This window comes from Dyella sp. (genome assembly GCF_035508675.1).
GTDB lineage: Bacteria > Pseudomonadota > Gammaproteobacteria > Xanthomonadales > Rhodanobacteraceae > Dyella_B.
In genome coordinates this window covers 1-20,016 of the sequence record NZ_DATJMN010000030.1, presented here as the reverse complement: position 1 = coordinate 20,016, position 20,016 = coordinate 1, and the positions used below count along the sequence as shown (strand labels likewise).

The following is a 20,016-nucleotide window of genomic DNA, read 5'->3' as shown; positions in this document are numbered from 1 at the left end:
AGGTGAATGCCGTAATCGCCGGTCGCGTCGTACCAGCCGCCGTGAATGTCCAGCGTGCCGGGCTGGCCGTCCGGATGCGGCAGATGGCGATCGGCCTTGTCCATCTCGCCGCTCGCGCGCTGGCCTTTGAAGTAGTAAATGACGTTGGAGAGCGTGTTGCGCTCCAGTACGTCGTCCTGGATCAGGAACTCGTCGGAACGAATGCAGCCCCCGTGGCTGTTCAGTTCCACATAGTAGCGGCCGGGTGTTTTCAGTGCGGAAAAATCAACGCGCCAATAATGCTGGTCGCCCCATTTCGCTACCTGTCCGGCATCCTTGGCCTGGCCGGAAAATGCCGGCTTGCCGGTATCCACGTCGACGATCTCGAAGTCATACGGAGCTTGTGCTGCATCAGCCGAAATCAACGCAACCTTGGCAGCGCCTAGGTCATAACCGACCTGGTTGACCAGCACCTTCGACTCCGCTGCCTGGGCGTGCAGTCCCCATATGCCGAGGGTGATCAAAACAGCTTGCAGAACCACTTTCATGCACCATCTCCGCCAATCGGACGACTTCAATTCACCCGCACCTGGATTCATTTGGGAAGTAGGCATGCTTTCCCATGATCGAAGTCCAGGAAGACGTTGAAATCTGCAAGAGCCGCCGAACCCATGACAAAGGGCGCAACCGTTTTGCGGCCGGGGTAATAACGGATCATCCTTTTCAGGGCATGGGCGCCTGCACCGAGGGTCACTTCCGTCGTCTCGTAGTGAACGTTTTCAATCCCTTGGAAGGTGGCCCGCGTCGCCGAAAGCGGCTGCGACAATCCTTTTATCGAAGCACTGGAGCCGGCTGACAGATAGCCGTTATCACCGGTGTCCAACATGATCTCTTCGTTTTTTCCATTGATGAGGTAATTCAGCAGGATCACGTCTGAGCCAAGCGGTTCAGACGCTACGTGAAGCTGTTGCTCGCAATCAATAGGTAAACGTGGATGGATCACGATCTGGTCATTTTCAATGAGCATCGAGCCTAGTCTCGAGATCAGATTCATCCCCAGGGCAGAAACTTTACTTTCGGAACTGATGACCAATGGGACATTGCGAAAACCAATGTCTTGAAAATCCTTGCCCCCTGGAATCAACTTCGCGGCCACTCCCAGATGGCTCTGAACAGTCTGTCCGTCAAAGGGGTTATTCAAGCGAATGAAATTCGACGGAAGCTCCTTGACGTGACTTGGCGTCGCTGTGAATGCGCCAAGTACGGTTGACGACGCGCCGGTGTCGAACCATATGGGACCGGTGGCGTCGTTGATCTGCACGCCGATGATGTACGGCAGCCTGTCTTCGAGCACCCCGTCCTTGGCTTTTTCACTGAAAGAGGACGACTTCTCCAGGTTGATTCGCTGCCTGGGGATAATGAGGGTTTTGCTCGATGATGGCGGCGGCAACATCGACGGAACATGGAAATAATTTTCGAGCGGAATATCCGATATGCCGGGCAGCACGAAGTTGGACGTCTTGGTTATCCGCGTGATGGTCGGCGTTACGGCATAGCTCATATCAGCGGCTGCCATCGCCCAGCCCCTGATGTCCCCCTGGATGTAATGGTTACCGGCCAGCAAGCTACCGCAAAGCAGTAGGGGGACGGGATTGCGGTCCACCAAGCTGCGCCCTATCGCCAAGCACTTATTCAGGTGCGCATCCGAATCTTTTAGGTCAAGGATGGATCGGTAATAGGCAGCCCATGCGTATTCCTGCGTTTCCGGTGCCAGGTTCTGCGCAGCAAGCTCGCGTAGCTGTTCGAATTTACCCTGCTTCATGGCGACATCGATGCCGTGTCCGTCAGAAACCGTGACGGGTTTCGGCGGTGGCGCAAGCCACTGGCCATAGGCGGATGTGGTGGACATCCAGCAAGCCACACCTAGGCCGATCAAGCAGCGGGCGCGCATCATGAGCACCTGAAAAAATGGACCTGGCAAACCATCACCAGGTCCTTGGCGGGGAAGAAGAATGGTGGTGCGTTAGGCGCGAGGGGGAACCCGCTTCCAGCAAGGCTCGCCCCCTCACCCATCCCTCCCCCATTGGGGAGGGATGTCACGGCAACATCAGAACTTGAAGTTCGCCTTGAGCAGGAACTCGCGGCCGGTCACATACTCTTCGGCCAACTGCGTCTTGCTGCCCAGGTAGGCGTAGTACTTGTAGTTCAACAGGTTCAGCATGTTGAGCGTAATGCCGAAGTGCTTGTTGAACTGGTAGCCCACCGAACCGTCCAGCTCCTTGAAGCCGTCGACGTAGGTATCGGCTGCACCGGCCACGTAGCCACCGGCGAGGTACGCACTGCGATAGTTGTAGGAGATGCTTGCGCTGTACGGACCTTGTTCGAAGTATGGCCCGATGGTGTAGGAGTTCTTCGAGTTATACGGCAGCCAGGTGTTCTTGGCGGTCGAGCCGTCCGAATAGGTGTAGTTGGCGCGCATGCCGAAGCCGGAGTCGCCAAACGCCTGCTGGTAGCTCAACGCAAAGCCCTTCACCTTGGCGCGGCCGCCATCCACCGGTGCGGTGACGCTGTATTGGCAAACGCCCGCGGTGGTACACAAGCCTGCCGCAACCTGCGCATTACCGGTGCTGTTGAGATAGCCGGGCAGCGTCCACGAACCATTGATGCGCGACTCCATGGTGGCCTGGTTGACGATGTAGTTCAGCACGTCCTTGTAGAACACCGAGGCGGCGAGCAACGAATGATCGTTGAAGTACCATTCGGCCGAGCCGTCGAAGTTCCAGGAGCGGTACGGCTTCAGGTTCGGGTTGCCGGCGGTCGCGGTGAGCACCGTGTCATTGGCCTCGAAGTACGGCGCCAACTGGTTATAGGGCGCGTAGGCCACGGTTTCCGACAGCGCGCCGCGCAGAATGAAATCCTGCGTTACGTTGTAGGCGATGTTGAACGCCGGCAGCCAGTTGGTCTGCGTGCTTTGCTGGCCTACATAACCGAAACCGTTGGGGAACGGACAATTCCACGTGTCGGCCGATAGGCAGGCACCGGGAACGTTGTAACCGTAGGAATCGATGATGGTGTGGACCAGGCGCACGCCGATGTTGCCGTGCAGGTTGTCGTTGCCGTAGTTCAACTGGGCATAGGCAGCTTCGTTCTGCTGCTGCACGTTCCAGGTGTTTTCGTAGGTGGAGTTGGCATCATGCACCGACGGAAAGCCGGGGCTGTTGAGCACGGCACCGAAGATGGCGGCACTGCCGGAGGTCTGCACGTGCTGGACCATGCTTCCGGAAAGCCCCAGGGCGGACGCACCGCTCAAGTCGGTCAAACCGCCATAGCCGATCTGCGACAGCGTTTCAGGCGTAGCACCGCCATACACGTTCTCGTCCTGGCTTTCCCAGTGCGAGGCGTAGCGAATGCCCACCAGCAGCTCGTTGAAGAAGCCGTCGAAATCCTTGGAGAAGTCGACCTGCGCGTAGGTGTCCTTGGCCTTGTACAGCAGGGTGGCGTAGTTGCCGCCCCAGCCGTAGTCCGCCCAGTAGGCCGGATTGTTGGCGGTGGACGGATCGAGGAAGGTGAAGCCGTTGTTCAAGTTCCAGCTGTAGCTGCCGCCGTAGGCGATTTCCTTCAGTGCGGAGGTCATCGGGTTGCGCGACGCGCTTACGCCGAAGTCGCCACTCAAGCGCCAGCCATCGCCGTAGTACGTGCTCTGCCAGTCGATGCCCTTGGTAGTAACGGTGGAACCACGCGCGAAGTTATCCGACAGCGTGATCGCCTTCTGGCCGCAATTGCCGGCAGTGTCGCCCGCGCAGGGCGGATTGGGATCGATGCTGGTGCCGGCGGTGATGATGCCGTTCGGACCTTCGGTCAGCGAGGTGATGCCACCCGGACGCAACGCGGCCCACGCATAGGTGGACTGGTTGACGTTATCCAGGCTGTCCTTCATGTACATCAGGCTGAGGTTCGTCTCGAACTGCTCGTTCGGCTTCCACTGCGCGTTGACGATCACGCTGTTGCGCTTTTCGATCTGCTGGAAGTTCGAAGCGCTCAGCTCGTTCGGCATCATGTCGGACGACTTGATGGTGCCGGCATTGAGTTCGTTCTGGATGGCCGTATTGCCGGCGGCGAGCGCCGCGGTGTTGAGCGAGCCTACCGAGCTGTAGCCGTAGTTTTCCATGCCCTGGCGGGAGGTGTACTGCTCCTGATGCTGTGCGGAGACATCAATGCCGAAGGTCTTCGCATCGTTGTGCCAGCTATAGAACACCGAGCCGGTGGGACGGTGTTGGCCCACCATGTCGTTGTAATCCACGCCGAAATCACCGCTGAGCGTATTGGCCGGCACGTCGAGCGGCTTGACCGTATGCATGATCACGGTGCCGCCGAGGCTGCCCTCCACCAGGCGCGCTTCCGGGCTCTTGTAGATTTCCAGCGAGCCGAGGATTTCCGCCGGCAGCAGCGAGTAGTTGAAGCCGCGGTTCGGGTTGTCGCCGAACAGCCACATGGCCTGCGCCACCGGATGGCCGTCGAGCAACGTAACGTTCAAGCTCGGATCCATGCCATCGATGCTGACGCGCTGGGTAGCGGGGATGCTGCGGTCGAGCGTGACACCCGGGACCTGCGACAGCGCCTCGGCCACGTTGGTGGCCGGGAACTTGCCGATGTCTTCGGCAGTGATCGCATCCACAATCGCGTCAGCGTTGCGCTTGGTATCCATCGATGCCTGCAAGCTGGCGCGGATACCCGTGACGGTTACCGTCGAAAGCTGGGTAACCGGGGCTTTTTGAGCGCGCTCGTTCTTTTGTTCCGACTGGCCCTTGGTGCTGGTCGTTGCGGTTTGGCTGGTGTCCTGCGCATGCAGCGCGCCGGACAGACAACATAGGCCGGCGATAATGCTCGCGGCAAGCAGGCTCTTGCGTTGTGACATGACTTCCTCCCCTCAGAGGCGTTTTTCAGCACGGAAAATGTTCGCGGCATGTCCGTACTGCGTGGCATATGGGCTTGCGCCCGGTCGTTTCAGAACACTTCCTCAACCCTTTACATCTTTCACGCGCATATCAGTGCGCGTGTTGACCATCCAGATACAAACCAGCGGCGCCGATCACGCCAAGTTGGCCGTGCTCCATCAGTCGAACAGGTACTTGCTGCAGAAAAGGGCGCATGACGCCCTTGTTGAAGTAACGCTCGGCAAAGGTGCTCGACAGCAACAGATCGCGGATCTGCGGCAGGATGCCGCCGGCCAAGTACACACCGCCGCGTGCGCCGTACAGCAGCACGAGGTCGCCGACGAAGCTGCCGAGCAGTCCGCAGAACACGTTCAAGGCTTCCACCGCTGCGGCATCCGTGCGCTCCACCGCGCTGTGTGTCACATCGGCCGGCCGTTGCAGGTTCGGCGTTACGCCACGCAAGGCGCAGACGGCGCCGTAAAGATTGAGCAGGCCAGGACCCGACAGGGCATGCTCGTAAGAGACATAGGCGCGATCGCGCGCCAACCAGCGCAGGATCTCGATTTCCAGTTGGTTGCCGGGCGCCAGCGAAACCTGCCCCGCTTCGGTCGCCAGCACGGTGGCGTGCGGCTTGCCGGGCAGCAGCACGGCCGAACCCAGGCCGGTGCCCGGCCCCATCACCAGCACGGGACCCGCCACTTGCGGCGCACTGCTTTCGATCACCGACACGGTGTCGGCGTGCGTCATGAACTGGGTGGCGTAGGCGACGGCTTCAAAGTCATTGATGACGGCGAGACTGGAAATACCCAGGTTTTCGCGAATGTCGCGGATCGATACCGGCCACGGCAGGTTGTCGTTGACGATGGCATCGCCCAGCACATAGCCGGCACTGGCCACGGCGCAATGATCGACATGCGTGCCGTCGCTGAGCTGGGCGACGAAATCCTTCAATACTGCGGTAAGGCTCGGCCATTCGGCGCAGGCATAGCGGCGGTACTCCAGCACTGTGACGGGACGGCGGCCATCCGGATGCGGACTGACCAGCCCGATGCGCGCATGCGTACCGCCGACATCGGCCGCCAGGAACGCCGGTTCCGGTGATGGCGCCGATTGCGCCTTGCCATGTACGACAGCCTGAGCCACGCCCCCTCCTCACGCTATTTGCCGTGCCTCGCCTACAGAACTTGCAGGACAACTCTCTAGGCACGTTTCGATGACGGAGTCTGGTCAGGAATGACAACGCTGTCAACAGGCAGCAACACAAGCACGCTAATGACCCGTGCCGCAATGCGATATGCCATCGCACATGGTTACAGATGCAAGTTTTTAACCCTTTGACATGCCGTCATTTTTGGATCAATCATGTAGGCCAAATGGCCTACCCTTGAAGCTGTTGCGACGCATCACGTCCAGCCATTCGACGGGACCCAATGACGCACGTTGTCGGTGCCGCAGGACGCCTTCAATTGACAACGTTGTGCCTTGGGGACAATAAAGGTCGCGGGTGATGCCGGTTGCCGGCATCGGGTTCATCCACGGGGAAAGCGCTACATGTCGTCCACCACTTACACTACCGACGCGCCACGCACGTCGACCTTGTTGCCGATGATGATCATCGGCGTGCTGTTCTTCATCATGGGATTCTTCACCTGGCTCAACGGGCCGCTGATTTCGTTCGTCAAAGTGGCTTTTACGCTGGACGACATCAATGCGTTCCTGGTGCCGTTCGCGTTCTACGTTTCGTATTTCGTGCTGGCGTTGCCGGCCGGTGCGGTGCTCAAGCGCACGGGCATGAAAAAGGGCATGGTGCTGGGCCTTTTCATCATGGCGGTCGGTGCGGCGTTGTTCGGCGAGTTCGTGCGCATTCGCATCTATCCGGGTGCGCTGGCCGGCTTGTTCGTGATTGGTGCAGGGCTGTCGCTGCTGCAGACGGCATCCAATCCTTACATCAGCATTCTTGGCCCGATCGACAGTGCCGCGCAGCGCATTGCCGTGATGGGCATCTGCAACAAGGTGGCAGGCGCGCTGGCACCGTTGGCCTTCGGTGCACTGGTGATGGCCGGCATCGACAGCTTCATCGGCAAGGTGGGGGGCATGGCCGAAGGTCCGGCGCGCGAAAGCCTGCTCAATGACTTCGCCGCACGCGTGTTCTGGCCGTACATGAGCCTGGCCGGCCTGCTGGTGGTGCTGGCGATCTGGATCCTGCTTTCCTCGCTGCCGGAAATCAAACCTTCCGGCGCCAACAGCGAGCGCTCGATCGGGCATGGCAAGGGCGGCATTTTCAGCTTCCCGCATCTGTGGCTGGGCGTGCTTTGCCTGTTCCTTTACGTGGGCGTGGAAGTGATGGCCGGCGATGCCATCAACACCTACGGCCAGGGCTTTGGCTTGCCGCTGCAGATGACCTCGCACTTCACCACCTACACCATGGTGGCCATGCTGGCCGGCTACATCCTCGGCTCGGTGCTGATTCCGCGCTTCATCTCACAACAGCGCTACCTGGCCGTGTCGGCCGTGCTCGGCGTGCTGTTCGCCATCGGCGCCTTCGTTACGCACGGCATCGTATCGGTGGGCTTCGTGGCCGCGCTGGGCTTTGCCAACGCAATGATGTGGCCGGCCATCTTCCCGTTGGCGATCAAGGGCCTGGGCAGCCATACCGAACTGGGCTCGGCGGTGCTGATCATGGGCATCGTGGGCGGGGCGCTGCTGCCGCAGGCGTTCGTGCACCTCAAGCAGCACATCGACTTCCAGCTCGCGTTCTTGATTGTCATTGTGCCGTGCTATCTCTACATCCTTTACTACGGGATGCGCGGCCATAACGTGGGCACGCATGCGGGTTGAGGCCTCAAGGCACGTTGTGAAGTCAGCCGCACACCCTTTCACCACCATCAAACCGGGGCACTGGGCTACGATGCCCACCCGATACCCGGGAGGATCTCTCGTTGCACAGCCCCACCATCAAGGACGTCGCCAAACACGCCGGCGTTTCGTTGAAGACGGTTTCCCGCGTCATCAACCACGAGGCGGCGGTACGGCCCGAGACCCGCGAAAGAGTGGAACGGGCGATCGAGCAGCTTGGCTATCACCCGGACCCTTCCGCGCGCAGCTTGCGCAGCAGCTCGCACGCGTACGCGATCGGCCTGGTTTACGACAACCCGAACGCGCATTACGTGATCGACATGCAGAACGGCGTGCTGTCGGCCTGCCGCGAGCGCGGGTTCGGTTTGCAGATCTATCCCTGCGATTCCACCGCGCCGGGCCTGGCGGAAGAGCTGGTCTCGCTGGTCCAGCGCGCGCGCCTGGCCGGCCTGATCCTGGCGCCGCCGATGTCGGAGCAATCCGCCCTGCTCGCCACACTGAAGGCGAACGATGTGGATTTCGTGCGCATCATCGCCGCGCGGGAGGATCCCAAGGACGGCATGCCTTGCGTGTACGTGGACGATCACGACGCGGCCTATGCGATCACCGAACACCTGATCCAGCTCGGCCACACGCGCATTGGTTTCCTGTGGGGCGAGCCGCATCACCGCTCCAGCCCGGAGCGTTACCAGGGTTATGCGGATGCGCTGAAGGACTATGGCATTGCGCTCAATCGCAAGCTGATCCTGCCGGGGCGCTACGCCTTCGACGACGGCTTTCGCGGCGCACGCAAATTGCTGGCGCTGAAGGAGCCACCCACGGCCATCTTCGGCTGCAACGACGAGATTGCCGCGGGCGTGCTGGCAGCGGCGCGCTCGGCCGGCCTGGATGTGCCGTGGGATCTGTCCATCGCCGGCTTCGAGGACAGCCCGTTCTCCAAGCAGGCGTGGCCGGCGTTGACCACGGCGCGGCAATCGACCAGCGAGATCGGGCGGCATGCGGCGTTGCGCCTGATCAGCGGCTTGCAGCACGAGAACAGCAACGAGCTGGCCAACGAAGGCTTCATGCCGGAGCTGGTGGTGCGCGGGTCGACGGCGCCGCCGCGGCAGACCTGAGTGCGGTAGTCGTCCAAGGGAAATGGCGGAGCGCGGCCAGCCGCGGGCCGGCCATCTTCCGATCCTGCGCGCCCTGTTCCCACGTTATTTGTTTCCCACCTGACGGGCACTGGCGATGGCGAGTCGGCAACAGTCGGGGCGCAGCGCACCGCGCTTGGACGATTCCCGATTCACGATTCCCGATCCCCGGCTTTACCCGGAGCTTTCATGAAATCCGCTAGCGACACCCTGATGTACAACGAGGCGCAGGAAAGCGCCGCTACCGTTGAACGGCAGCTTGCCCAGAACGCATCGATCCTCAAAGCGCTCGGCGAACGCCTGCGCGCGCATCCGCCGCGCTTCATCGTCACGTGCGCGCGTGGCAGCTCCGATCATGCCGCGGCGTATGCGAAATATGTCTTCGAAACGCGACTGAGCCTGGTCACTGCCTCCGCATCGCCATCGATCGCCTCCATCTACGACACCAATCTCAAGCTCGATGGCGCGCTGTTCGTGGCGATTTCGCAATCCGGCAAGAGCCCCGATCTGCTGCGTAGCGCGGAAGCGGCCAAGCAGGCCGGCGCGTACGTGGTCGCGCTGGTGAACGTGGAAGATTCGCCGCTGGCCGCCCTGGCCGATACGGTGATCCCGCTGCGCGCCGGTCCCGAGCGCAGCGTGGCCGCTACCAAGAGTTATCTCGCCACCCTCGCCGCCGTGCTGCAGTTGACGGCGCATTGGTCCAATGACGACAAGCTGCACGCGGCCGTCGCGCGCTTGCCCGATGATCTGCGCCGGGGCTGGGACAGCGATTGGCGCGCACTGGAACAAGGGCTGGTCGGCGTGCACAACTTGTTCGTGGTCGGCCGCGGCTACGGTTTCGGCGCGGCGCTGGAAGCGGCGCTCAAGCTCAAGGAAACCTGCGGCTTGCACGCGGAAGCGTTCAGCGCCGCGGAAGTGAAACACGGTCCGATGGCGCTGGTGGGCGAAGGCTTTCCGGTGCTGTTCCTGGCACAGGACGATGGCACGCTGGAGAACACCTTGGCCGTCGCCAATGAATTCCGCGCACGCAACGCACGCGTGTGGGTGGCGGCGCCGGGCGCGCAAGGCCCCGATGCGCTGCCGCTGCCGGACGGTATCGATCCGCTGGTGACGCCGCTGCTGGCGGTGCAAAGCTTTTATCGCGCTGCCAGCGCCTTGTCGCTGGCGCGTGGTTACGATCCGGACGTGCCGCCGCATCTGCGCAAAGTGACGGAGACCGTGTAATGCCACCGAATCCGCTTATCGCACTCGTCAACGGGCGCGTACTTGGCGATCACGGTCCGCGCGAAGGCCTGGCCGTGCTGGTGCGTGGCAAGCGCATTGTCGCGATCGTTGCGCATGACGATCCACGTCTCGGCGACGCACAGAAACACGATCTGCATGGTCATCTGCTGTTGCCGGGTTTTATCGATGTGCAGGTGAACGGCGGCGGCGGCTTGCTGTTCAACGACGATCCCAGCGTGGAAACCTTGCGCGGCATCGCCGCCGCGCACCGCACGTTCGGCACCACCGGCATGCTGCCGACGCTGATCACCGACACGGCGGAGAAAATGCGCGCCGCCCTGCAGGCGGTGGACGATGCGATCGAGCAGCGCGTACCCGGCATTCTCGGCATTCACGTGGAAGGGCCGTTCCTCGCCAATGCGCGCAAGGGCATCCATAACGCCGACCTGTTCCGCCTGCCTGACGATGACGACGTCGAGGCATTGATCGCGCCGCATAAGGGACCGGTCATGCTCACGCTGGCACCGGACCAGGTGCCGCTGCCGGTGATCGCACGCCTGGCGGGCGCCGGCGTGGTCGTGGTGGCCGGCCATACCGCCGCCGATTACGCCACCACGCGCGCCGCGCTCGATGCCGGCCTCTGCGGCTTCACCCACCTTTACAACGCCATGACGCCGCTTGCCAGCCGCGATCCGGGTGTCGTGGGCGCGGCACTGGACGACCCGCACAGCTGGTGCGGCTTGATCGTGGATGGCCATCACGTGCATCCGGCCACCTTGCGCGTGGCGATCGCCGCCAAGCAGCGCGGCAAATGCGTGCTGGTCACCGACGCCATGCCACCGGTCGGCAGCGATCGCCCCGATTACGTGCTGAACGGGCAGACCATCACCATGCGCAACGGCATCTGCCAGAACGAAGCCGGCGTCTTGGCCGGCTCCGGTTTGGACATGGCCAGCGCCGTGCGCAATGCCGTGCAGATGCTGGGCTTGCCGTTGGCCGAAGCGTCGCGGATGGCGAGCAGCTATCCGGCGGCGTGGATCGGGTTGGCGCGCACGCACGGGCGGATTGCGGCCGGGTACCAGGCGGATTTCGTGGTGATGGATGATGCGCTGGCGGTGCGGGAAACGTGGGCGGGGGGCTCACCTCAACCCACGATCGCCTGATCGTTCGAGCATTGACATTGAAGCACATGCCCATTGGCACTAATCTGGTGACCGATTAGCCTTAATCGGTCACCACCATGTTGCAGCCCATCAAGCTTGAAACGCTCCGCGAACTCGTTGCCGCCGGAACCGTCAAGTCGGCCACGATCCTCGGCAAAAGCGGAGGTTATGCCGTACTGACCAGCGTTGGGGCGCAACAACGCCCCCTTGGCACCAAGTACGGCACCACCCGGATGTTCAGCACTATCGACACCGCCGTCAGGGTCATGCGCGAGCTTGGCGTGCAGCGCTTCCAACTCGACGTTACGAACTTTGAAGAAGGCCGCCTGCGCGCCCCCCGTCCCGACGTGGCGGTCAAGGCCAAGGCCGCAAGAGATGCGCTTGCCCACGACAAATGGTTCCGCGCACAGGTCGATGAGGCACTGGCGGAAGACGCGCGCGGCGAAGCCACCTGGCATGAGCACGACGCCATGTGGAATGAATTGGAAGCCGAGACCAGACGGCGGCTTGCCGAGCGCGACGGCGTTCCGGCGTCGAAACCGCAAGCAAAAAAATCCCCCGGAAAAGCGGCAGCTGGCAGGAAATCAGGCGCACGACGCAAAAAGGATTAAGCGGTGTCACTTATCTACATGGGACGTGCAAAGAACGACCTGCGCCAAATCATTGGTTATCGCATCGACAACTACCTGACTGATCCGCTCGGCTACGCCCGGGGGCTTCGCGACCGCATAAAACAGCTCTACGACTTGCGCCACCCAGGCAAGCGTGGCCGCAAATCCGGTACACGCGAGTGGATGCTCGCCCCTTTTCCCTACTACGCCGTGTTCAAGCAACATCAGGAAGACATCAAGGTCTATCGCGTACTGCATGGCTCACGGCAGTGGCCATGAGTGCATCGACCGGCCTCGAACGCCTGGCTTTATTGATAGATTCGCAAACGATTGAATACCCACCCGTAATACGACTTCACCAACGGCTTATCCGCACAATCGGCATACAAACCGTTGCAGCGCTCGCGCAGTGAGGTCAGCGCAGAGAAATACGCATCCATCGGCAAGCCGGCCGCTTTCAGCACCATGCCGGGCAGATGCGCGATATCCAGCATCGGATACGTCGGCAGGGCGGCGCCGGGCACGTTGCTCTTGATCATGTAGTAGGTCAGATAGTCCTGATACGGCACCAATGCCGGCGGCAGGCTGCGCGGCAGCGTGCGCATCAGGTCGTCGAACGAAGGCTGATGATCGCCGAAGTGCACCAGCACCGTCGGCTGCTCGCGATCCAGGAAATCGTGCTCCAGGCCCTTCATCGCCACATCGGAATCGTGCAGGCGCTGCAGATAGGTATCGAAGTTCAACGCGGTAGCCGGCGGCAAGCCTTGCAGCAGGTTCTGGAACGGCTTGGGCAAGGTCGACATGGGATCATCGTGCGGCCCATGCTGGTTGATGGTGAGGATCATCATAAAGACCGGCTGGCCCGGCTTCTTCAGCTTGTCGTAGACGCGCTTGGCGGCGTCGAACATCTGCGCGTCCGTTTCGTCCCAGTCGTCCAGGCCCAATTGGCCCGCGCCATAGAACTGGTCCACGCCGTACGCCTTGTACGCATCGCGGCCGTTGAGGAATTCGCCGTGCGTCGGGTAGATGGCCACGGTGAGATAGCCAAGCTTTTTTAGCAGCCGCGGCAGCGAGTCACGCACGTGCGGGGCGAGCACGTACGGCGCGTACATGCCGCCAGGCCCGAAGATGTCCTGCGGCATGCCTGTGAGTGCAGCGAATTCGCTCACCCAGGTGCCACCGCCGAAGGTATGCACACGCATCACGCCGGTACCGCGCGTGCGTGCATCGGGCTTGAATATGTCCGGATGGCATGCGGGCACCGTGCAATGCGTAAACGGCGCGGGATCGAAGGTGCTTTCTTCCAGCACCTGCACAATGTCGGGGTAATGGCTGGGATCGATCGCCGACGGTATGGCGGTGGCGGTGGGCTGCCAGTCACGTATCGCCGTGGCATCGTCGGATGCCGCAGGCACATGCACGCTGGAGTCACGCAGGTTCACGAAAAAGTTGGTGAGGTCCGCGTCGTCGGACATCTTCTCCCAGGCACCGCGCGCATGTACCTGTTCGAACGGGCCGGTGGGCAACAGGCAGAGCCAGAACACCCCCGCGCACAAGGCCACGCCCGCCACGCGCAACAGGGCGCGCGGCGCCTTGCGCCAATGCAGGAACAATACGCGATCGCAGTACCACGCCAGCCACAGCACCACCGGCACCGCAATGCCGACGCACAAACCCACGCTGTAGATGTCCGGATAGCGCCGCAGGGTTTCGAACAGGCTGGAGCGCACGTAATACACGAAATCCGCCGGCATCAGCGGGGACTCCAGGTATTCCTGCTTCAGCACGGTAATCGCGCGCAACAACAGGAACAGGCCGCCGCTGACCACCAGTGCGAACGCCATGCGCGCAAACACGAACAGTGACACACCGAACACGCACAACATCAGGGCGAACACGAAGGCGCGCTGCTCGAGCAAAGGCTCTTGCCAGGCGGTAAACCACACGCAGACGGCAAAGAAGCCCCACGCGCAAACAGCAGCTATGCGGTTTCGCGAGGCGCGAAACGGATTCAACGGCATGGGTGTCCCCTGTATCGGTGGCGCCAGGAAGGGCGCTTTCTTCTGATTGTCAAACTGGCGTCAGTTTAGTGTCTTTTGACGGCGGCAAGGGGCGCGCGGCAGACGCGAACTGTCACCCATATCTGCTAGGTTCATGCGTTTGACGCTGCCGACACCCTACTCATGCGCCAACGTTCCCGTATTGCCGCCCTAGCCGCCGCCCTTCTGCTGGCCGGCTGCGCCAGCCAGCCGCACCCCGCCCAACCCCGCGCGCAGCCCTTGCCGGACGGCCTGCGCGCCGACGTCGCCGTGCTGGAAACCACCGACCTGCACTCCAACGTCCTCAGCTACGACTATTACAAGCAGAAAGCCGATCCGACCCTCGGCTTCGAGCGCACCGTGACCTTGATCCGCAAGGCGCGCGAGCAATTCACCAACAGCATGCTGTTCGATGCCGGCGATACCATCCAAGGCAGCGTGCTGGCCGATTACCAGGCCCAGGTGCAAAAGCCCGGGTGCGGGGAAGAACTTGCGGTCTACCAGGCCATGGATGCGGTGGGCTACGACGGCGGCACCATCGGCAACCATGAATTCAACTATGGCCTGCCGTTCCTCTCGCAGGTGACCGGCACGCCGATGAACGTGGACGGCGGCGCCAACCAGCGCTGCGCCGGGCCGCACTATCCGCTGGTGCTGGCAAACGTGAACAGCGTCCGCGACGGCAAGCCGATCTTTCAGCCGTGGACCATCATCCACCGCAACATCGCCGCCTTCACGCCGGACGGCAGCAAGCTCAGCGTGCCGCTGAAGATCGCCATCATCGGCTTTACGCCGCCGCCGATCATCCAGTGGGACAAGCAGAATCTGCAGGGCAAGGTAGCCGTCACCGGCGTGGTGGAAGCGGCGCAGACCTACATGCCAGCGATCCAGGCGCAGCATCCGGACCTGGTGATCGCGATTCTGCATGGCGGCATGAATACCTCGCCGTATAGCTCCGATATGGAAAACGGCGGCTGGTACCTCGCCGGCGTGCCGGGCATCGACGTGCTGCTGATGGGACACGAGCACACCGACTTCCCCGGCCCTCGTTTCGAACACATGCAGGACGTCGACGATGTGCACGGTTTCGTGCGCGGCGTGCCGGCGGTGATGGGCGGATTCTTCGGCAAGGACCTGGGCGTGATCCGGCTGGCGATGGTGCGCCAGCAAGGCCGCTGGACCATCGACAAGAGCAAGACCTTCAGCCAGGTGTGGCCGATTTGTCCGCCCATGCGGATCGGCGGCAAGCTCGCGGTGTCCGCATCCCATTGCGTGCCTGCCGATCCGCAGATTTCATTGGTGGTGGGCAAGACGCAACAAGCTGCGATCGATTACGCGAACACGCCGATCGGGCGCAGCGCCGTGCGCATGAGCAGCTATTTTGCCGACGAGGGCGACATGACGGCGCTGGCGCCGGTGAATGCGGCGCAGATCGATTACGTGCGACGTGAACTGCCGGCCGCGCATCCGGATTTGGCGAACGTGCCAGTGCTTGCGGCAGCGGCGGCCTTCCGCAACGGTTTCGGCGGCGCGGACGACTACACCGACGTGCAAGCCGGCCCGCTCAGCTTGCGCAGCGCGGCGGACCTGTATTTCTATCCAAACACGCTTTCGGCAGTGCAAATCGACGGCGCCGGGCTCAAGGCATGGCTGGAAAAATCCGCCGAGCGTTTCAACCGCATCGATCCGCATGCGGACGGCGAGCAGCCGCTGATCAACACGAAATATCCGGGTTTCAATTTCGATCAGATCCAGGGTGGCATCAGCTACGTCATCGACGTCTCCAAGCCGGTCGGGCAGCGCATTGAACAGCTGCGCTATCAAGGCAAGCCGGTGCAGCCCGCGCAGACTTTCGTGGTGGTGACCAACAACTATCGTGCGAGCGGCGGCGGCGGTTTTCCCGGCCTGGACGGCAAGAACATCGTGCTGGCTTCGCCGGATGGCACGCGCGAGATTCTGGCGCAGTGGCTGAAGGCGCATCCCACCCTCGGCGCCAGCGACCTGCCGCCGGCCGCATGGCATTTTGCGCGGCTGCCAACACGCGGCGCCGTGGTGTTCACTTCGGCCAGCGACAAGCAGGCGGTGGCCGAGACCGACGGGCTGCACAACGTGCGGCAAGTGCGCGACAACGGCGATGGAACGGCGGTGTACGCGATCGATCTGTCGCATTGAACGCTCCCTGTCTCGCGCAACGGTTTCTTCTGCAACTTTTATCACTTGACTTCATGCAATAGTTTCATGAGTCAACTGTTGACAGCCGCTGCGACGCACAACTATTGTCGAGCCCATGTCGCACGCCTACACGCCAGCACGCATTGCATTCGCACCGGTTAACTCCGGTCGTGCGGGCATGGTTGCGACCACCCACATCGCCACGATTATTACCTCCACTACCGGAACCGGAACGACCGGTTCTGGGGTGGTGTCTGTGCGCGAGTAGTCTTCATACGCAAACGGTCCCGCCCTCGACGAGGCGGGCCGGCATCCACCGAACCGCCAGCGAGTAAGGGGCCTCAACCGGAGGCCGTCATGGAAAGCTGTGCATCACTCATCGCTGAACACCCCCATCGTCTGCCTCCGCTGCAGGCCGCCGTGTCGCGACGACGAACGCTGGCCGTCGGCCTGATCGGTCCCGGGCGCGTCGGCGGGGTATTGCTGGCGCAGTTGCGCGCGGCGCAAGCGCGCTTGCTGCACGAAGCGGGGCTGGAACTGAAACTGTGCGGCGTGGCGGCCAGCCGCCGCATGTGGCTGGATTGCGACGATCCCGAACTCAATGCCCAGCACGACGCGCAGACCTGGCGCCCCACCGACCTGGACCAATTCACCGCCCACGTGCGCGGCGACGACGGTCGGCACGCGATGATCATCGACTGCAGCGCGAGCGATGCGGTGGCCTCGCAGTACCCTTACTGGCTCGCATCCGGCGTGCACGTGGTGACGCCGAACAAGCTGGCCAGCAGCGGCCCGCTCTCGCGCTGGCAGGCGATCCGCGCCGCCAGCCAGCATGGCGGGCGCTTTCGCTATGAAGCGACGGTATGCGCCGGCCTGCCGGTGGTGCAGACGCTGCGCGACCTGCTCGACACTGGCGATCAGCTGCTCTCGGTGGAGGGCATGTTCTCCGGCACACTGGCGTGGCTGTGCTGCCACTACGACGGCAAACGCCCGTTCTCCGCACTGGTGCGCGAAGCGCATGCACTGGGCTATACCGAGCCCGATCCGCGCGACGATCTTTCCGGCATGGACGTGGCACGCAAGCTGGTGATCCTGGCGCGCGAAGCGGGCTGGCCGATGTCCTTGCATGACGTGGCGGTGGAAAGCCTGGTGCCGCCGGAACTGGCGGAGGTTCCGCTGGAGGAATTCATGGCGCGCCTGGACGAACTGGACGCCCCGATGGCCGCGCGCCTGGCCGAAGCCCACGCTTGCCAGGGCGTGCTGCGCCACGTCGCCAGCCTCGACCGCAATGGCCGCGCCGTGGTGGGCCTGCAGCCGCTGCCCGCCGCGCACCCGTTCGCGCACACGCGGCTTACGGATAACATCGTGCAATTCCGCACTCAGCGTTACCACGACAATCCGCTGCTGGTGCAAGGTCCCGGCGCCGGTCCGGAAGTGACGGCGGCCGGCATCTTTGCCGATCTGCTGCGCATTGCCGAATCGCTGGAGGTGCGCGCATGAACGCTCCTCTTGCCGTGAAGCCCCCCATGTCCGTGCAACGCCTGCAAGCTGCTTCCGCCACCGCTTTTGCCAGCGTGGGCAACGTGGGCGTCGGTTTCGACATCCTGGGCCACTGCATCACCGGGGCGAGCGATCGCGTCGACGTGCGGCGCATCGATGCGCCCGTCGTGCGCATGGCCGCCATCGACGGCTGCGTGGACGTGCTGCCGATGGATGCCGCGCAAAACACTGCCGGCGCCGCGCTGATGGCCCTGCGCAAGGCGCTGGGTTTGCAGCACGGCTTCGAGATTTCCCTGCACAAGGGCATTGCGCTGGGCTCCGGCATGGGCGGCTCGGCTGCATCGTGCGTGGCCGCGCTGGTGGCGGCCAACGCATTGCTGGAACGGCCGCTGTCGCGCGAATCGCTCTACGGTTTCGCGGTGGAAGGCGAAGCCGTGGCCAGCGGCGGACGCCACGGCGACAACGTCGGCCCGATGCTGCTGGGCGGCCTGGTGCTGGCCACGCGCGAACGCCTGGTGCGTTTGCCGGTGCCGCCGAGCTGGCATTGCGCACTGGTGCATCCGCATGCGGTGCTGGAGACGCGCAAGGCACGCGCGGCATTGGCCGGTGACTACGCCCTGGGCGAATTCGTGACGCAGTCGGCCAATCTCGCTTTGGTGCTGGCCGGTTGCTTCCGCGGCGATGCGGAACTGGTGCGCGAAGGCTTGAAAGATGTTCTGGTGGAACCGCGCCGCGCTGCGCTGATCCCGAATTTTGCGCGCGTGAAGCAGGCTGCGCTGGATCATCACGCCTTGGGCGCCAGCATCTCCGGCGCGGGCCCCAGCGTGTTCGGCTGGTTCGAGCAGCGCGCGCAAGCCGAAGCTGCGGCCGATGCCATGCGCAGCGCCTTCGCCGAAGTCGGCCTGGACAGCGACTGCTTCGTCTCGCCGGTGGATGGCCCTGCCGCTACCCTGGTGCCTTCCGTGGATGCAGGTGAGCACGCATGAGTGCGGCGTTGCGTTATCTCAGCACGCGCGGTGCAAGCCCGGCGGCAAGCTTGAGCCAGGCGATTGCCGCAGGGCTCGCGCCGGACGGCGGCTTGTACGTGCCGGATCATTTGCCAACGCTGCGGATTGACGACTTCAAGACCGACGGCAGCCTCGCCGACACCGCCGCCAGCTTGCTCGCGCCGTTTTTTGCCGGCGATGCGCTGGCGGCCGAATTGCCGGCCATTTGCGCCGAAGCGCTGACCTTCCCCACGCCACTGCGGGCGCTGCCACAGCATCCGAATAGCGCCGTGCTGGAACTGTTCCACGGCCCGACCGCCGCGTTCAAGGATGTCGGTGCGCGCTTCCTCGCCGCCTGCCTGCGACGCGTTCGCGGCGATAGCGCCACGCCGCTGACCATCCTGGTCGCCACCTCCGGCGATACGGGCGCCGCCGTCGGTGCCGCGTTTCATCGGCAGCCGGGCGTGGAGGTGGTGATTCTTTATCCCGATGGTCGCGTCTCGCCACGCCAGGCACATCAGCTGGGCTGCTTTGGCGACAACGTGCAGGCGCTGCGCGTGCAAGGACGCTTCGACGATTGCCAGCGCATGGTGAAAGCGGCCTTGAACGATGCCGCGCTGCAGGCACATTCGCCGCTATCCTCCGCCAACAGCATCAGCCTGGGCCGCCTGTTGCCGCAGATGAGCTATTACGCGCATGCCGCATTGACGTGGTGGCGTGCACACCGCGAACCCTTGAACCTCATCGTGCCCACCGGCAACCTGGGCAACGCCCTGGCCGCGGTGTGGGTGCGTGCCATGGGCCTGCCGCTCGGGCAGATCCGTCTTGCCTGCAACGCCAACGAAACGCTGCCGGACTTCTTTGCCGGCGCCGACTACACGCCGCGCGAGGCCGTCGCCACGCTGGCCAATGCGATGGACGTGGGCGCGCCCAGCAATTTCGAGCGCCTGCGCTGGACCTATCCGGATGCCGAACAACTGCGCCAGTCGTTCGAGGCGCAGAGCGTGGACGACCGCACCATCGCCGCAACGATTTCCCGGCACGCGCGCGAACACGGTGAAGTGTTCTGCCCGCATACGGCAACCGCGCTGCACGTGCTGGATCAGCTGCGCGCCTCCGGCGACCACGCGCCGTGGGCCGTGGTGGCCACCGCGCATCCGGCCAAGTTCGAGAGCGTGGTAGAGCCGCTGATTGGCAAACCCGTCGACGTGCCCCCTGCCCTGGCGGCAATGCTGCAGCGGCCCGCGTCGGCGGAACCGATGAAGGCGGACGATTCGGCGCTGCGCGAATGGTTGCTGGAACGCGCGACGCAGCACGTGGCTTAAGGGCACTTCTATTAAATTGCACTCAAGCGTAGCGGGATCTGGACCATCGCGATAAACGGTTCCCTCCCCTGCGAAGTAGGGGAGGGCTAGGGTG

Annotated in this window: 15 protein-coding genes; 10 read left to right on the top strand and 5 right to left on the bottom strand. The window is 63.1% G+C overall.

Annotated features, from left to right (window positions below):
* The 4 genes from VMA74_RS01730 to glk form a co-directional block, all read right to left on the bottom strand.
* Window positions 1-527 (bottom strand): glycoside hydrolase family 9 protein (locus VMA74_RS01730; protein ID WP_325364207.1); only part of this gene is annotated, 527 nt, incomplete at its 3' end.
* A 47-nt stretch (window positions 528-574) separates the two neighbouring features.
* Window positions 575-1,888 carry a hypothetical protein gene (locus tag VMA74_RS01725; RefSeq protein WP_325364205.1) on the bottom strand — a complete coding sequence of 438 codons (1,314 nt, stop codon included), beginning with the start codon at window positions 1,886-1,888 and terminating at the stop codon, window positions 575-577.
* Between the two features lie 198 nt (window positions 1,889-2,086).
* Entirely contained in the window at window positions 2,087-4,894 is a 2,808-nt protein-coding gene (locus VMA74_RS01720; RefSeq protein ID WP_325364203.1) for a TonB-dependent receptor, read from the bottom strand.
* A 130-nt stretch (window positions 4,895-5,024) separates the two neighbouring features.
* Window positions 5,025-6,056: a glucokinase gene (glk, locus tag VMA74_RS01715; protein ID WP_325364201.1), complete on the bottom strand. Its 1,032-nt coding sequence runs from the start codon at window positions 6,054-6,056 to the stop codon at window positions 5,025-5,027.
* A 408-nt stretch (window positions 6,057-6,464) separates the two neighbouring features.
* Between glk and VMA74_RS01710 the strand changes: the two genes are divergently transcribed.
* The 6 genes from VMA74_RS01710 to VMA74_RS01685 all read left to right on the top strand — a co-directional run bounded on the left by VMA74_RS01710 (window position 6,465) and on the right by VMA74_RS01685 (window position 12,179).
* Window positions 6,465-7,751: a sugar MFS transporter gene (locus tag VMA74_RS01710; protein WP_325364199.1), complete on the top strand. Its 1,287-nt coding sequence runs from the start codon at window positions 6,465-6,467 to the stop codon at window positions 7,749-7,751.
* Window positions 7,752-7,852: 101 nt separating this feature from the next.
* On the top strand, window positions 7,853-8,884 hold the full coding sequence (locus VMA74_RS01705) for a LacI family DNA-binding transcriptional regulator (RefSeq protein ID WP_325364197.1): 1,032 nt from the start codon (window positions 7,853-7,855) through the stop codon (window positions 8,882-8,884).
* A gap of 207 nt (window positions 8,885-9,091) precedes the next feature.
* Window positions 9,092-10,126: an SIS domain-containing protein gene (locus VMA74_RS01700; RefSeq protein ID WP_325364195.1), complete on the top strand. Its 1,035-nt coding sequence runs from the start codon at window positions 9,092-9,094 to the stop codon at window positions 10,124-10,126.
* A complete protein-coding gene (nagA, locus tag VMA74_RS01695; RefSeq protein WP_325364193.1) occupies window positions 10,126-11,289 on the top strand; it encodes an N-acetylglucosamine-6-phosphate deacetylase in 1,164 nt (387 codons plus the stop codon). The genes VMA74_RS01700 and nagA overlap by 1 nt, the downstream gene beginning before the upstream one ends.
* Before the next feature lie 77 nt (window positions 11,290-11,366).
* Entirely contained in the window at window positions 11,367-11,900 is a 534-nt protein-coding gene (locus VMA74_RS01690; protein ID WP_325364191.1) for a hypothetical protein, read from the top strand.
* A 3-nt stretch (window positions 11,901-11,903) separates the two neighbouring features.
* The gene (locus VMA74_RS01685) at window positions 11,904-12,179 is read left to right on the top strand and encodes a type II toxin-antitoxin system RelE/ParE family toxin (protein WP_325364189.1); all 276 of its coding nucleotides are present in this window, start codon (window positions 11,904-11,906) and stop codon (window positions 12,177-12,179) included.
* Between the two features lie 29 nt (window positions 12,180-12,208).
* Here the strand turns inward: VMA74_RS01685 and VMA74_RS01680 are convergent, their stop codons facing one another.
* Window positions 12,209-13,921, bottom strand: a complete 1,713-nt coding sequence (locus VMA74_RS01680; protein WP_325364187.1) for an LTA synthase family protein — start codon at window positions 13,919-13,921, stop codon at window positions 12,209-12,211.
* 162 nt (window positions 13,922-14,083) lie between these two features.
* Here VMA74_RS01680 and VMA74_RS01675 point away from each other — a divergent pair, with 162 nt between their 5' ends.
* The 4 genes from VMA74_RS01675 (at window position 14,084) to thrC (ending at window position 19,922) form a co-directional block, all read left to right on the top strand.
* Window positions 14,084-16,111 carry a bifunctional 2',3'-cyclic-nucleotide 2'-phosphodiesterase/3'-nucleotidase gene (locus VMA74_RS01675; protein WP_325364184.1) on the top strand — a complete coding sequence of 676 codons (2,028 nt, stop codon included), beginning with the start codon at window positions 14,084-14,086 and terminating at the stop codon, window positions 16,109-16,111.
* Between the two features lie 357 nt (window positions 16,112-16,468).
* Entirely contained in the window at window positions 16,469-17,611 is a 1,143-nt protein-coding gene (locus tag VMA74_RS01670) for a homoserine dehydrogenase (RefSeq protein ID WP_325364182.1), read from the top strand.
* Window positions 17,608-18,597 carry a homoserine kinase gene (locus VMA74_RS01665; protein WP_325364180.1) on the top strand — a complete coding sequence of 330 codons (990 nt, stop codon included), beginning with the start codon at window positions 17,608-17,610 and terminating at the stop codon, window positions 18,595-18,597. Before VMA74_RS01670 ends, VMA74_RS01665 begins: the two co-directional genes overlap by 4 nt.
* Window positions 18,594-19,922, top strand: a complete 1,329-nt coding sequence (gene thrC, locus VMA74_RS01660; RefSeq protein WP_325364178.1) for a threonine synthase — start codon at window positions 18,594-18,596, stop codon at window positions 19,920-19,922. The genes VMA74_RS01665 and thrC overlap by 4 nt, the downstream gene beginning before the upstream one ends.
* The last annotated feature ends 94 nt before the right edge of the window (window positions 19,923-20,016 follow it).